This is a genomic window from Pseudarthrobacter sp. S6, assembly GCF_050156575.1.
GTDB lineage: Bacteria > Actinomycetota > Actinomycetes > Actinomycetales > Micrococcaceae > Arthrobacter.
Genome location: NZ_CP189581.1, coordinates 2,233,996 through 2,248,282, shown reverse-complemented (window position 1 = coordinate 2,248,282; position 14,287 = coordinate 2,233,996). Strand labels below are relative to the sequence as shown.

Below are 14,287 nucleotides of genomic sequence, written 5' to 3'. Positions count from 1 at the left end.
AGGTGCGGCTTCCGTCAACGACGGACTCAGGCTATTTCACATCCTCGTCGACCCAGTCCATGGACTTCGTCACGGCCTTCTTCCAGAGGCGCAACTGCCGGTCCTGCTCGGTCTGGTCCATTTGCGGCTCCCACCGCTTGTCCTCGGCCCAGTTGGCCGAGCACTCGCCAAGGTCCTTCCAGAATCCGACGGCGAGGCCGGCTGCGTAGGCGGCGCCCAGCGCGGTCGTCTCCACCACTTTCGGACGGATCACCGGCACGCCCAGGATGTCCGCCTGGAATTGCATCAGAGCGTCGTTGGCCACCATGCCGCCGTCGACCTTCAACTCAGTGAGCGGAACGCCGGAGTCAGCATTGACTGCGTCCAGTACCTCGCGGGTCTGGAACGCCGTGGCCTCAAGCGCCGCCCGGGCGATGTGGTTCTTGTTGACGAACCGGGTCAGGCCCACAATGGCGCCGCGGGCATCCGAACGCCAGTACGGGGCAAAGAGCCCCGAGAACGCCGGCACGATGTAGACGCCGCCGTTGTCCTCAACGGCCGCCGCCAGCGTTTCCACTTCCGGCGCGCTGCTGATCATGCCGAGGTTGTCCCGGAGCCACTGGATCAGCGAACCGGTGACCGCAATAGAGCCTTCCAGCGCATAGTGCGTGGGGGCGTCTCCGAGCTTGTACCCGACCGTGGTGAGCAGTCCGTTTTTCGAGTGAACGATCTCCTCGCCGGTGTTGAAGATCAGGAAGCAGCCGGTGCCGTACGTGTTTTTGGCTTCACCTGCTTCGAATGCCGCCTGGCCGAACGTGGCCGCCTGCTGATCGCCGAGAATGCCGGCGACAGGCACTTCGCGCAAGAGTTGCGACGTATGCACGGTGCCGTAGACCTCTGAGGAGGACTTGATCGCCGGCATCATGCTCAGCGGCACGCCGAAGATGCCCAGGATCTCCTCATCCCAGCTCAACGTTTCGAGGTCCATGAACAGGGTGCGGGACGCGTTCGTGACGTCTGTGGCGTGCACTCCGCCGTCAACACCGCCCGTCAGGTTCCAGAGGACCCAGGAATCGGTGTTTCCGAAGACCAGGTCACCGGCGTCCGCCTTGGCCCGTGCGCCGTCGACGTTGTCCAGGATCCACTTGATCTTTGTCCCGGAGAAATACGTGGCTAGGGGCAGGCCCACCTTCTGCTTAAACCGCTCCGGCCCGCCGTCCTTCGCCAGCTCATCCACGATGTCCTGGGTCCTGGTGTCCTGCCAGACAATCGCGTTATAGACGGCCTCGCCGGTGGTTTTGTCCCAGACGACGGCGGTCTCGCGCTGATTGGTAATCCCGACGGCGGCGATGTCGTGCCGGGTCAGGTTCGCCTTGGAGAGCGCGGAAGCGATCACCTCGCGGGTGTTGTTCCAGATCTCGGCAGGGTTGTGCTCTACCCAGCCCGCCTGCGGGAAGATCTGCTCGTGCTCCATCTGGCCCGAGGACACGATAGTGCCGCTGTGGTCAAAGACGATGGCGCGGGAGCTGGTGGTGCCCTGATCGATGGCGATTACGTATTGGTTCATGGTGACGTCCTTGTCTGTATTTTTTGTGTGTGTTTTTGATGCAGTTACTAGCCGGCGATGGCGGGCATGATCATGGGAACCAAGAGGGCCACCAGACCGGCAAGGGTCCCTCCGATCAGCGGCCCCACCACGGGGATCCACGAGTAGGCCCAGTCACTTGAACCCTTGCCCTTGATGGGCAGGAGTGCGTGTGCGATGCGCGGCCCGAGGTCACGGGCGGGATTGATGGCATAGCCCGTCGGTCCGCCCAGTGATACACCGATGCCCACCACGAGCAGGGCGACCGCCAGCGGCCCCAGGCCCGAGGGCGTCCCGCCAAGCGTCAGGATGACGAAGACCAGGACGAACGTACCGATGATCTCCGTGACGAGGTTCCACGGTACGGATCGGATGGCCGGCCCGGTGGAGAACGTTGCGAGCTTGTTGGCTGCCACGGGCTCGGCATCAAAATGCTGCTTGTACGCGGCCCAACAAACGACCGCGCCCAGGAAGGCGCCGACCAGTTCACCACCGAAGTAGGTGAATGTGGACGCGACATCTACCGGGACGTCCTTGGCATACTCCTTGCCGCCCTTGACCAGTAGGCCCAGCGTGACGGCGGGATTAAGGTGGGCGCCGGATTTGGCGGCAACAAAAACACCCGCGAACACGGCGATCCCCCACCCCCAGGTCACCATCAGGAACCCGCCGCTGTTGCCTTTTGTGCCCTTCAGGGCCACGTTGGCCACGACACCACACCCCAGCAGGGTGAGCATCGCCGTTCCGAAGACTTCGGAAAGAAAAACAATTCCAAGAGACATCATTGACTCCTCTATTTTCTATTTTGCGGTCCTTCGCGGGTTGAGGGACCGTTGAACCGGAGCGCTTTGACGCCCCGGCTGCAGCCTGGTCTGCCTAGGCCACCAGGCTGTGGATCTGTACGCGGTGGAATCGCTCCAGTACTTCCCGCGCATGCTTGATCTCGTCGGTCCTGGCTGTGGCATCCCAGCCCAGCGGGGCGGACAGGACGTCCGCAACCTCGACAAGAAGTTCTCCGGTGACAAGTCCACGGAAGGCGAGCGACGTACGCCTGATCAGGACATCGATGAGGTGCCCGATCTGCTCATTCCGGGCCATGAACTCCAGCTCCCGGACACTGAGTTCACGGGTGGAACGGAGCAGCCTGTCCGGGCCTGCATCAAGGTAGCGGATCACGTCGTCTGCCCTCGTGCCGTAACGCGTCAAGAGGACGGCAGAGCGGTCAGCATCCCGCCCTGTACCCATGTGCGCCTTGATCCATTTCTGGATGCCGGCCTCATTCTCGGGGAAACCGGCACCGCCTCCGATGGCGAGCTTCGCCGTGGAGACCTTCCGCTCCATTCCCAGCTCGGCAAGCACATCATTTGCCATGTGCTCGGCCAACGCCCGGAATGTGGTCCACTTGCCCCCCACCAGGCTGAGTACGACCGCGGTTCCGGCGCCGGGCACCGCGGCATCCGGGGTGCGCCGTTCGATGCTGTAGTCGCGCGAAACAAACCCAGGCTGGGTGGCATCGTGGCGTGGCAGCGGGCGGACGCCGGAGAACGTGTAAACGATCTGGTCACGCTGCACGCTGATGTCCGGGAAGACGTGGCCGATCAGGTTAAAGAAGTAGTCGATCTCCTCGTCCGTGCACACGGCGTCCTGCGTCATGTCCGCATTGATGTCAGTGGTTCCTACCAGGACCCGGTCGCCCATGGGGTAGATGAGGACAATCCGGCCGTCCGTGTGTTCAAAGAAGATCTCCCGGCCTTTGCAGGCCTCGAGCAGGACCGGGTGGTCCAGTACGATGTGCGATCCTTTTGTGCCGCCCATAAAGGCCGACGCCGCCCCCATGGCTTCGTTGGTCAGGTCCACCCAGGCGCCGGTTGTGTTGACGATGACGTCCGCGGTGAAATCGAAGAGCTCGCCTGTCAGTTCGTCGCGCAGCTGGACCGTGGTGCCGGACTGTGTGGCAGGCCCGCCGAGAGAATGAAGTGCGAGGTAGTTGCTTGCCCGGGCTGTTGAGGTTTCCGGTCCGCCGTTGCCCTTGCCTGCTTTTTCGCCGTCCTGGAGCACATCGAGCGTGAGCCGCTCGGGGTTATGCACCGACGCGTCGAAGTATGTGGCGGCGTATTTGATGCCTGGGTGCAGCTGCGGCAGCTCGGCGAGGGCCCGCTTCCGTCCGCGGAACTGGTGGCGCGGCACGGCACCGCCGTCGCGGGAAAACGAGTCATACATGCTCAGGCCCAGTTTGATCAGGAACGCGCCGCGCTCCTTGGGCTTGCCCTGCTGTTTGTGCGTGAGGAACCGCAGGGGTGCGGACAGGACGCCGGAAAAGGTGCTGAAGATGGGGATGGTGGTCTGGAGGGGCTTCACATAATGCGGTGCGATCCGCAGGAGTCGGTTGCGTTCCACTACAGATTCCTGGACGAGGCGGAATTCTCCGTTTTCGAGGTAACGGATACCGCCATGAATCATGTGTGAGGACGCACCGCTGGCACCCTGGCAGTAGTCTCCACGCTCCACCAGGGCCACATCCACTCCCTGCAGGGCGAGGTCCCGGAACGTTCCCACGCCGTTGATGCCACCGCCGATGATCAAAACTTTGGCGTGCGGACGATTTCGCAGACCCTGGACCGATGCGCGCAGCACCGGGCCGTGGGCGGGCGTGGCTCCGCTGTGGCTGAATGAATCTCTGATTCCCAAAACTGCTCCCTGGGTTTATTGGCCTGCGGGCAACCGCCGGACGAACCGTCGTTCTTCAACTATTGTTTGGAGTATTGGAAAATGGAGTCAAGCACTATGCACAAACGTGCAGATTGGAGTCCGAATGACGCCTTCACGGCACTCAGATGCGCTCAGGGCTGCACAGATGTATTACCTCCAGGACCTGACCATGGACGCAATCGCACGGGAACTGCGGACGTCCCGGTCCACTGTTTCCAGGCTCCTCTCGGCCGCCAGGGATACGGGTTTGGTCCAGATCCAGATCCGCAATCCAATGGATACCGGCCCCGAACTCGAAAGCATGATCCGGCGCGAGTACAGCGTTGACGTGCACGTGGTTCCGGTGGTGGAGTCTCTGAACGAGGCGGAAACCCTGGACCGGGTGGCCATCCAGGCAGCACGAACCATCGGCCCCCTGGTGGATTCCAATGCGATCATCGGCGTCGCGTGGGGATCAACGCTCAGCGCCGTCAGCAGGCACCTCACCCGCAAGATCACGCACGATACCGTGGTGGTCCAGCTGAACGGCGCCGGCAACATGCACACCACCGGCATCACGTACGCGAGTGACATCATGCGACGCTTCGGAAGTGCCTACGGTGCACGCGTGGAGCAGTTCCCTGTTCCCGCATTCTTTGACCATGCGGCCACCAAAACCGCCATGTGGAATGAGCGCAGCGTGCAGCGCATCCTGGATTTGCAGGCCCGGATGAGCATCGCCATCTTCGGCGTTGGATCCGTGCACGCAGACTACCCAAGCCACGTTTACGCGGGTGGCTACCTGGACGAAAGCGATCTCAAGGTGCTTGCCCATTCTGACGTTGTGGGTGACGTCGCCACGGTGTTTTTCCGGCGTGACGGATCCTCCGACGGCATCGTCCTCAATGAACGCTCCACGGGTCCGGCCCTCTCCCAGCTGCGCCAGGTCCGGCGTCGGATCTGCGTGGTCTCCGGGGCATCGAAGATCAATGGCCTGCGGGGCGCCCTGTCCGCCGGCCTCGCCACCGACCTGATCGTGGATGAAGCCACCGCGCGCCGCCTGGTGGGGTTTGGCGGTGTCGCTTGGCCCAATGGGTAGAGTCAATGCTATGAAAACCTCACCCCGGCTCAGCCTTAACAACGGTGTGCTGATCGACCAGTTGGGCTTCGGGCTGTACAAAGTTCCGGCAGCGGAAGCCGCCGGCCTGGTGGCCACGGCCCTGGGCACCGGATACCGCCACTTTGACACGGCAGCCATGTACGGCAACGAAACCGGCGTGGCGCGAGGACTGGGCCCGGCCATGGATTCCGACGGCAGGAGCGGCGGCTCCGGGGAGTCCTCGCCCGGCCTGCGGCGCGAGGACGTATTTGTCACCACGAAGGTGTGGAACGATGACCAGGGGTACGACGCAACCCTCCGTGCCTTCGATACCTCCATGGTTAACCTCGGCCTGGACTACGTGGACATGTACCTGATCCACTGGCCCTGCGCCAATCGGGATCTGTTCAGCGACACGTACCGCGCCCTCGAAACGCTGTACCGCGAAGGGAAGGTCAGGGCCATCGGTGTCTGCAACTTCCAGCCGGCGCACCTGGACCGCCTGCTCGAGAGTGCCGAAGTGGTGCCGGCTGTGAACCAGATTGAACTGCACCCGTGGCTTCAGCAGGTGGAGCTCAGGGAGAAGCACCACACCCTGGGCATCCGGACTGAAGCCTGGAGCCCCCTGGGGCGCGGACACGTACTGTCGGATTCCGTGGTCCTGGCACTGGCGGCCGAGCACGGCCGCACAGCAGCCCAGATCATTCTTCGGTGGCATATCCAGTTGGGGAACATCGCCATCCCGAAGGCAAGCTCCGAGGCACGGATCCGGGAAAACCTGGACGTCTTCGGCTTTGAACTTTCAGACCGCGACACGGCAGCCTTGGCTGAGCTTGACCGCGGGCAGCGCACCGGGTCCCACCCCGACAACGTCAACTAGGACCGAGGGTCATGAAAACCGCCGATCAGCAGCCATCCCCCGCGCCGTCGTTCTTCAGCGCGGGGCTGGCGGCCCGCACCCGTGCCGCAAACATCGTGATCGACGGCACCGCCGTGGCGTATTGGACCTACGAACCCATCCAGGCCACCCCGGACACCCGCACCATCCTGGTGATCCACGGCTTCCGCGGCGATCACCACGGCCTCCTCCGGGTGGCAGACCAATTGCCGGAAATGCGCATCATTATGCCGGACCTGCCAGGGTTCGGCAGCTCCGCCGCGTTCGCCTCCGGTACACACTCGGTGGAACAGTACGGCACCTTTGTCACCGACTTTATGGCAGCGCTCGGCCTTGGTCCGGACACGGTGTTGCTAGGGCACTCCTTCGGCTCGATCGTCGCTGCCCATTTTGTGGCGACCCATCCGGGCGCCGTCGCTCCGCTGATCCTGATCAATCCCATCGCCGCGCCTGCCCTGGAAGGCCCCAAGGGGATCATGACCAGACTGGCCGTTCTCTACTACCGGCTGGCGGCCCGGCTCCCCCGTTCGCTGGGACTGGCGCTGCTGCGCAGTCCGCTGATTGTCAGGGTCATGAGCGAGGCCATGGCCAAGACGCCTGACAAAGAGCTGCGCGGCTTCATCCACGGCCAGCACCATGCCTACTTCAGTGCGTTCGCGAACCGGGAGAGTCTCCTCGAATCGTTCACAGCGTCGGTCAGCGGCCATGTTGCAGAGGTTGCCGGGAAACTGGACCTGCCGGTGCTCCTGGTCGCCGGCGAAAAGGACGAGATTGCCACCCTGCCCGACCAGCACCGCCTCGCCGGGCTCCTCCCCGACGGTGTCCTCAAAGTCATTCCCGGCGTCGGCCACCTGATCCACTACGAAACGCCCGGCCCCGCCGCCGGCTTCATCCGCAGCTTCCTTAAGGACCACCCCGCGTGAAGATTGTCATCGATGCACGATTCACCCGGACCGACCACCACGACGGCATCAGCCGCTACGGGGCCAGCCTCATCGCCGCCACCGCGAAGGTTGCAGACGTTTCCATGCTCATCAGCGACCTCCGTCAGCTGGCGCTGCTTCCGGATGTTCCGTACACACTGATCAACAGTCCGCTGTCCCCGCTGGAGCTGTTCGTGGCCCGCAGGGTCAACCCGCTGGGGGCCGACGTTGTGGTGTGCCCCATGCAGACCATGGGCAGCTGGGGGCGCAAGTACGGGCTGGTCCTGACCCTGCACGACCTCATCTACTACGAGCACCCTGCCCCCCCGGGATTCCTGCCGGCACCCGTCCGCGTGCTGTGGCGCCTGTACCACAAGGCGTTCTGGCCCCAACGGGTCCTCCTCAACCGGGCGGACACCGTGGCCACTATCAGCCGGACCACTGAAGCCCTGATGGCCAAGTACCGGCTCACCCAGAGACCGGTGCGGATCATCAGCAACGCCCCGCAGCCCGCGCAGGACCCGCGCGATCCCGCCGCCGGTGCAGAACATTCGCTCGTGTACATGGGCTCGTTTATGCCCTACAAAAACGTTGAAACGATGGTGGCCGGAATGTCCGGGCTGCCCGATTTCACCTTGCACCTGCTGAGCAGGATCACCGCGGATCGCCGGGCCGAGCTGGAGATCATGGTTCCGCCTGGCGCCAAGGTAGTCTTCCACAACGGGGTCACCGACGACGAATACACCGTCCTGCTCAAGCGGGCCACCGCACTGGTGAGCCTCTCCCGCGCCGAAGGTTACGGTCTCCCGCTGGTGGAGGCCATGGCCCTCGGCACGCCGGTCATCGCCAGCGACATCCCGATTTTCCGGGAAGTGGGCGGCGACGCGGCAGCCTACGTTGATCCCGCGTCCCCGGCAGAGTTTGCCGCAGCCGTGCAGAAACTGCGCGACGACGCCCACTGGCAGCAGGTGTCCCGCCGTTCGGTGGCGCGTGCCCGGGAATTCAGCTGGGACGAATCCGCCCAGCAACTGGTGGACGTGGTCCACGACATCATGGCACGCCGCGGACGCTGACGCCGCGAGTCCTCTAAGGGACGCCTGCTAACGGACGTCTACTAAAGGACGTCCACGCCATCAAGCCTGACCTGGACCGGTTCCGTGCTCCGCTTGGCGGCGGCCGCAGCCTTTGTTGCACGCAGTACCCGGGTGACGGTGGCTGCCTGCCCGTACGCAAAGAACAGCAGGCTCCGGGCGTCCTCCCCAGCCGCCGCGGTGCTGCCGGCTCCGCCGGTTGCGGGACCGGTGAGCACCAGCGGGGCCGGACCTGCGGTCCGCAGCGCCACACCGGCGGTGGCCAGCTCCTTCTCGACGGTCCCGGAAAAATGTACGACGGCGGCCCGGGGGCCGGTGATCGAGGCAATCCTGACTGCCGGCGGTAGTTGGAGTTCCATCCGGAGTTCGAGCTCGCGCCGGGCGTACCCGGCCGGGTCCCACCGCAGCAACGCGCCAACAGCCACGCTTTCCGTCGCAGTGATAACCACCAGTCCGCCGTCGGACGCCGGACGCACCAAAGCTGCGGCGTTGAACCAGCGGCGCACGGTGTCTTCGCCGGCGCGGAGATTCTCCCGGCGCAGCAGGGAGTCGCCGTCGAGCAGCAGGGCCGCCGCGTAACCGCCCTCCGCTACGGGCTCGGCGCCGACGGTGGCCACCACCAGCGCCTTGGCGCCACCAACTCCGGCTTTGATGTTGCCGCCCGAGGACGTAATAACGGGTTTTCCGGGAAATGCACGGCCCAGCTCTTCAGCAGTCCGCAGGACTCCGGTGGCGCCCTTACGGAGCTTGTGCCCCGCGCAGTGGGCACACTGCCACTCCGGCGCCGGCATGGAACACCAGCGGCACTGCGGGATCGCAGAGCTGCCGCTGCCTCCGGCCAAGGCCAGAGGGCCCTGGCAGGCCTGGCACCGGGCAGGTTCACGGCAGGTCTCACAGACGAGCGACGGGGCGTAGCCGGCTCGGGCCACCTGCACCAGGACAGGCCCACGTTCCAGCCCGTCCTTGGCGGCGCGCCAGGCCGCACCGGGAAGCCGCGCAACCAGGGCGAGGGGGTCGCGTTCCTGTTCGAAGCTGTCCGCCGTGTTCAGCACCCTGGGCACAGTCCGTCGTGCGAACGCCCGATCGGCCTCGACTGGCATGGCCCAGCCGGCCTCCACCAGCCGCTGGAGTTCCGTACTCCTGGAATGACCCGCCATCAAGCAGGCGGCGCCTTCCTGTTCCGCTCGCAGCAGGAGGACGTCGCGGCTATGGGCGTACGGGGCGCGCTGTTCGATGTGAAGGTCATCGCCGTCATCCCAGCAGGCAATAAGACCCAGATCGCGGACGGGGGCAAATGCTGCAGAACGCGTGCCGATGGCAACGCGTGCAGACCCGGCAAGGAGGCGCAGGAAACTCCTGTAGCGGGGCGTTGGCCCGTCATCGGCCGTCAGCCGCGCAATATCATCGGCGGGCAGCACGGCCAGGAGCGCCTTTTCCAGCTGGTCCAGGTCCCTGTAGTCCGGAACCACCACCACGGCGCCGCGGCCGGAGGCACGGACTGCAGCCACCGCCGTTGCCAGCAGGTGCGGCCATGCGGCCGGGCCGAATCCCTGGAGTGGGTTGAAGACCGCCCGCGGAGATCCGCCGTCCCGCAGGTGGCGGACAAATGCCGGGCCGTTACGGTACCCGACCCAGTCGGAATCCGTCCCGGAAGTGACGTCAGGGCCAGTAGCGGCCGCGACGACGGCAAGCGGATCCGGTGCCGCGGGCTCTGCCGCAGGGGCGGTGAGGAACTCCTTCTCGAGCCTGGCCATGCGCGGAGGCACCGCAACGCGCAAGACGTCGCTGACCGTGCCCGCGTACCTGGCCGCGACGGCGGCCACCAGATCCCGGACGGGCGGCGTCAGGACAACCACCGGGGAGACGACCTTCTGGAGGGGCACCAGGGTGTGGCCGGCGTCGGATTCTGCCGTCCGTTCAATGATGAAGCCGGACAGGTCCTGGCCGTTGAAACTGACTTTGACCCTGACGCCGGCCTGCGCGGCCTCATCCAGTTCAGCCGGCACGCTGTAGTCGAAGGGTCGGTCCAGGTGCGGCAGCGGCGTCTCGACGAATACCCTGGCCACCGGAAGGTGCGTGGCCAGCGGAGGTCCGGACGGCCTGGCCTTCGCCGGGAAGCCCTGCAGCAGCGACAACTGGACTGTGCCGGGAGGGACAGACTCGTCAGAGGCCATGGCGGGCTGGCCTACGCGTTGAAGAAGGCCTTCAGGTCCTCCACCCGGTCCAGGCGCTCCCAGGTGAAGTCGGGATCGTCACGGCCGAAGTGTCCGTGCGCGGCGGTTTTGGCGTAGATGGGACGCTTGAGGTCCAAGGCATCGATGATGGCACGTGGGCGGAGGTCGAAGATCTCCGCGATGGCGGCGCTGATCCGGGCCGGATCCACTGTTTCCGTGCCGAAGGTTTCCACGTACGTGCCTACGGGCCGGGCTTGTCCGATGGCGTAGGCAATCTGGATCTCGGCACGCTTTGCCAGTCCGGCCGCCACAACGTTCTTGGCAACCCAGCGCATCGCGTAGGCAGCGGAACGGTCTACCTTGGACGGGTCCTTGCCCGAGAAGGCGCCGCCGCCGTGGCGCGCCATGCCGCCGTATGTGTCCACAATGATCTTGCGTCCGGTCAGGCCGGCGTCACCGACCGGCCCGCCGATGACAAACTCGCCGGCCGGGTTCAGGATGTTGACGGCCCCGGAAATGTCCAGATTGGCGACTCCCAACACCGGCTCAATCACAAAGGAGACGAGGTCCGCGCGCAGGCGGTCCAGGCTGGTTCCTTCGGCGTGCTGGCTGGAGATGACGACGGTTTCCACGGAAACCGGCACGTCCTTGTCGTAACCGATGGTGACCTGGGTCTTGCCGTCGGGGCGGAGGTAGGAGAGCTCGCCGGACTTGCGCACCTCGGTGAGGCGCTCGGACAGGCGGTGCGCAATCCAGATCGGGACCGGCATGTAGGACGGGGTTTCGTCGCTCGCGTACCCGAACATCAGGCCCTGGTCGCCGGCGCCCTGGAGGTCATAGTCGTCCTCCTGGCGCCCTTCGCGGGCTTCAAGGGAGTTGAAGACACCGCCGGCGATGTCGTTGGACTGCTGGCCGATGGAGACGGACACACCGCAGCGGGCGCCGTCAAAGCCGTTGGCCGAGGAGTCGTAGCCGATGCCCAGGATGGTTTCCCGGACGATCTGCGGGATTTCAACGTAGGCGTCGGTGGTGACCTCACCGGCAACATGGACCAGGCCGGTGGTGGCCATGGTCTCCACCGCGACGCGGGACTCCGGATCCGCGGCGAGCAGTGCATCCAGGATGGCGTCACTGATCTGGTCGCAGATCTTGTCCGGGTGGCCTTCAGTGACCGACTCGGACGTGAAGAGCCGGAGGGCGGTGGGCGTAGCCCCGTGCGTATTGGGAAGGTGCAGCGGTAAAGTCACTCAACTACCTTACTGGTTTGGAATCGGACCTCCGGCGGCATGTGTCCCCGTGCTAAGGAGACGGTGCGTGGCTTTCGGTCAGGCGCGTGGCGAAACGTGGTTCAGCTCATAGCCGACCCGCGTGATGACGGCCACCGAAACCTCTGTTTTGGATCCGGCGGCCAGTTGTGGTTCGGCGCCGGAGCGGGCAAGGATGACTACCGAGTTGCTGTCCTGGCCAAAAACCTTGTCCGCTCCCACATGGTTGACCACCAGGAGATCGCAGCCCTTGCGCCTGAGCTTTGCTTCCGCGTAGGAGAGGACGTCGCCCTGGCCGTCACCGGTCTCGGCCGCGAAGCCGACAATCAGCTGGCTGCGGCGAATGGCCTGGCGTTCGGGAGCATGATCACGGAGTTCGACCAGTTCCTGGAGGATGTCCGGATTCCGGACCAGGGAAATGACGGGGTCAGCGGTGTCATCACGTTTTTTGATTTTGGTGCCGGAGATCTCCGCGGGACGGAAGTCCGCAACGGCCGCCGCCATAATCACGACGTCGGAATCCACCGCGGCTGCCAGCATCGCCTCCCGCAATTCCAGCGCAGTCTCAACCGTGAGGACGTCGACTCCGGCCGGCGCCGGCACGTCCATGTGGGCGGCGACCAGCCGCACCGTGGCTCCTGCATTGCGGGCAGCGACAGCCAGCGCCACGCCCTGCTTTCCGGAGGACCTGTTGCCCAGGAAACGGACAGGGTCCAGCGGTTCCCGGGTTCCGCCTGCACTTACGGTGACGGTACGGCCGGCCAGCGGAAGCTGGTAATCGGACTGACCCTGTGCAAGCGCCATGGCGGCGTCGAAGATGGCTTCGGGCTCAGGCAGGCGGCCGGGACCGGAGTCCGTGCCGGTGAGCCGGCCGCTGGCCGGTTCCAGGACGGCCACTCCCCTGCTTCGCAGCGTTTCAACGTTGGCGCGGGTGGCGGCGTGCCGCCACATTTCTGTGTGCATGGCCGGGGCGAAAAGCACCGGGCCGCTGGCCATCAGCAACGTGTTGGTGAGGAGGTCGTTGGCCTGGCCGGTGGCCGCGCGCGCCAGCAGGTCCGCTGTCGCGGGTGCCACCACAATGAGGTCGGCCTCATGGCCAAGCCTGACGTGGTTGACCTGGTGCACGTCGTCGAAGACGCTGTTGCTGACCGGATTCCCGGACAGGGCCTCCCACGTGGCGACACCCACGAAGCGGGTAGCCGCCTCAGTGGGAATCACCGTGACATTGTGTCCGGCTTCAGTAAAAAGCCGGAGGAGCGATGCGACCTTGTAGGCCGCAATCCCTCCCCCGACTCCGAGGACTATGCGCACGTGACCTCCGTCAACAGGCAGTCTGAACTTACTCTGCGGCTTCGATCGGCGTAGAAACGAGCTTGCCTTCGTTGATTTCGCGAAGGGCGATCGACAGCGACTTCTCGTTCAGCTTGGTGTCGACCAGGGGGCCGACGTACTCAAACAGGCCCTCGTGCAGCTGGGCGTAGTAAGCGTTGATCTGACGTGCACGCTTGGCACCGAAGATCACCAGGCCGTACTTGGAATCAGCTGCCTTCAGCAGCTCGTCGATCGGAGGGTTGATGATGCCTTCAAGGTTCGTGGACACGAATTCTCCAAATTCTAACGGGCCGATCCGACCCTACGTCTAGTGCGGGTGCGGGGTCAGCCCCATGAGTGAAACAAGCTCGTCCGCTGCGCGTCGAACGTCATCATTGATGACGGTGTGGTCGAACTCCGGCTCAGCGGCTAGTTCCAGTTTAGCGGTTTCCAGACGGCGCTGCTGTTCCTGCGCTGTTTCCGTGCCGCGACCCACCAGCCGGCGGACCATTTCTTCCCAGGTGGGCGGTGCCAGGAACACAAACTGGGCGTCCGGAACGGCCTCTTTGACCTGTCGTGCACCCTGGAGATCGATCTCCAGGAGGACAGACCTGCCGGCGGCGATGGCCCGGTCCACGGAACTCCGCAGCGTGCCGTAGGTGTTTTGGCCGTGGACTACTGCCCACTCCAGGAACTCGCCGGCCGCAATGAGCGACTCAAACTCTTCCTTGGACTTGAAGAAGTAATGGACTCCATCCTGCTCACCCGGCCGCGGAGCGCGGGTGGTGGCTGATACGGAAAGCCAGACTTCGGGGTAGTTATCCCGGATGTAGGTGGACACGGTGCCTTTGCCAACAGCCGTCGGACCGGCGAGGACTGTCAGTCCCGGTTTCTTGCTCACGTATTCCTTTGGGCAGAGTTAGGGTGCGGGCGCCTCTACGAACGCCCTATTTCTCGTCTATAAAATCTACCAGCGCCTGGCGCTGGTGAATGCCCAGGCCGCGGAGCCGGCGGGACGCCGCGATGCCCAGCTGCTCCATAATGGCCGCAGCCCTGACTTTTCCAATGCCCGGCAGGGCCTCCAGCAGCTCCACCACCCGCATCCGGGCCAAGGCGTCGTCCGCTGCGGAGGCGTCAAGGAGGTCCGCGGCCGATGTCTTGCCGTTCTTGAGGCGATCTTTCGCGGCCGCCCGGGCGGCCCGGGCGGCGGCCGCCTTGTTCAGGGCGGCCGCGCGTTCCGAAGCGGATAAGGGTCGCAGGCTCATGGAGGACAC

At 64.8% G+C, this 14,287-nt stretch carries 13 protein-coding genes; 4 read left to right on the top strand and 9 right to left on the bottom strand.

The window, feature by feature from the left end:
• Positions 1–31 precede the first annotated feature (31 nt).
• The 3 genes from glpK to ACQCS0_RS10735 form a co-directional block, all read right to left on the bottom strand.
• On the bottom strand, positions 32–1,546 hold the full coding sequence (gene glpK / locus ACQCS0_RS10745; RefSeq protein WP_354155032.1) for a glycerol kinase GlpK: 1,515 nt from the start codon (positions 1,544–1,546) through the stop codon (positions 32–34).
• 47 nt (positions 1,547–1,593) lie between these two features.
• Entirely contained in the window at positions 1,594–2,346 is a 753-nt protein-coding gene (locus tag ACQCS0_RS10740) for an MIP/aquaporin family protein (protein ID WP_354155031.1), read from the bottom strand.
• 94 nt (positions 2,347–2,440) lie between these two features.
• The gene (locus ACQCS0_RS10735) at positions 2,441–4,252 is read right to left on the bottom strand and encodes a glycerol-3-phosphate dehydrogenase/oxidase (RefSeq protein WP_426938374.1); all 1,812 of its coding nucleotides are present in this window, start codon (positions 4,250–4,252) and stop codon (positions 2,441–2,443) included.
• Positions 4,253–4,376: 124 nt separating this feature from the next.
• Between ACQCS0_RS10735 and ACQCS0_RS10730 the strand changes: the two genes are divergently transcribed.
• The 4 genes from ACQCS0_RS10730 to ACQCS0_RS10715 are packed head-to-tail and all read left to right on the top strand — an operon-like array spanning position 4,377 to position 8,245.
• Complete coding sequence (locus ACQCS0_RS10730; RefSeq protein WP_354155030.1) at positions 4,377–5,351, top strand: sugar-binding domain-containing protein; 975 nt, start codon at positions 4,377–4,379, stop codon at positions 5,349–5,351.
• Between the two features lie 10 nt (positions 5,352–5,361).
• Positions 5,362–6,231, top strand: coding sequence for an aldo/keto reductase (locus tag ACQCS0_RS10725; protein ID WP_354155029.1), 870 nt, complete (start codon positions 5,362–5,364; stop codon positions 6,229–6,231).
• Positions 6,232–6,242: 11 nt separating this feature from the next.
• Positions 6,243–7,172, top strand: coding sequence for an alpha/beta hydrolase (locus tag ACQCS0_RS10720; protein WP_354155028.1), 930 nt, complete (start codon positions 6,243–6,245; stop codon positions 7,170–7,172).
• Positions 7,169–8,245, top strand: coding sequence for a glycosyltransferase family 1 protein (locus ACQCS0_RS10715; protein ID WP_354155027.1), 1,077 nt, complete (start codon positions 7,169–7,171; stop codon positions 8,243–8,245). Before ACQCS0_RS10720 ends, ACQCS0_RS10715 begins: the two co-directional genes overlap by 4 nt.
• Positions 8,246–8,286: 41 nt before the next feature.
• Here ACQCS0_RS10715 and ACQCS0_RS10710 read toward each other — a convergent pair whose 3' ends face one another.
• From ACQCS0_RS10710 to mihF, 6 genes are all read right to left on the bottom strand, one after another.
• The gene (locus ACQCS0_RS10710) at positions 8,287–10,437 is read right to left on the bottom strand and encodes a primosomal protein N' (protein WP_354155026.1); all 2,151 of its coding nucleotides are present in this window, start codon (positions 10,435–10,437) and stop codon (positions 8,287–8,289) included.
• Between the two features lie 11 nt (positions 10,438–10,448).
• Positions 10,449–11,684 carry a methionine adenosyltransferase gene (metK, locus tag ACQCS0_RS10705; protein ID WP_354155025.1) on the bottom strand — a complete coding sequence of 412 codons (1,236 nt, stop codon included), beginning with the start codon at positions 11,682–11,684 and terminating at the stop codon, positions 10,449–10,451.
• Between the two features lie 78 nt (positions 11,685–11,762).
• Complete coding sequence (gene coaBC / locus ACQCS0_RS10700; protein WP_354155024.1) at positions 11,763–13,013, bottom strand: bifunctional phosphopantothenoylcysteine decarboxylase/phosphopantothenate--cysteine ligase CoaBC; 1,251 nt, start codon at positions 13,011–13,013, stop codon at positions 11,763–11,765.
• Between the two features lie 28 nt (positions 13,014–13,041).
• Positions 13,042–13,302 (bottom strand): DNA-directed RNA polymerase subunit omega, encoded by a 261-nt coding sequence (gene rpoZ / locus ACQCS0_RS10695; protein ID WP_090581074.1) that lies wholly within the window; start codon positions 13,300–13,302, stop codon positions 13,042–13,044.
• Between the two features lie 39 nt (positions 13,303–13,341).
• Positions 13,342–13,914 carry a guanylate kinase gene (gmk, locus tag ACQCS0_RS10690; protein ID WP_354155023.1) on the bottom strand — a complete coding sequence of 191 codons (573 nt, stop codon included), beginning with the start codon at positions 13,912–13,914 and terminating at the stop codon, positions 13,342–13,344.
• Between the two features lie 46 nt (positions 13,915–13,960).
• Entirely contained in the window at positions 13,961–14,278 is a 318-nt protein-coding gene (mihF, locus tag ACQCS0_RS10685) for an integration host factor, actinobacterial type (RefSeq protein WP_181577315.1), read from the bottom strand.
• Positions 14,279–14,287 lie beyond the last annotated feature (9 nt).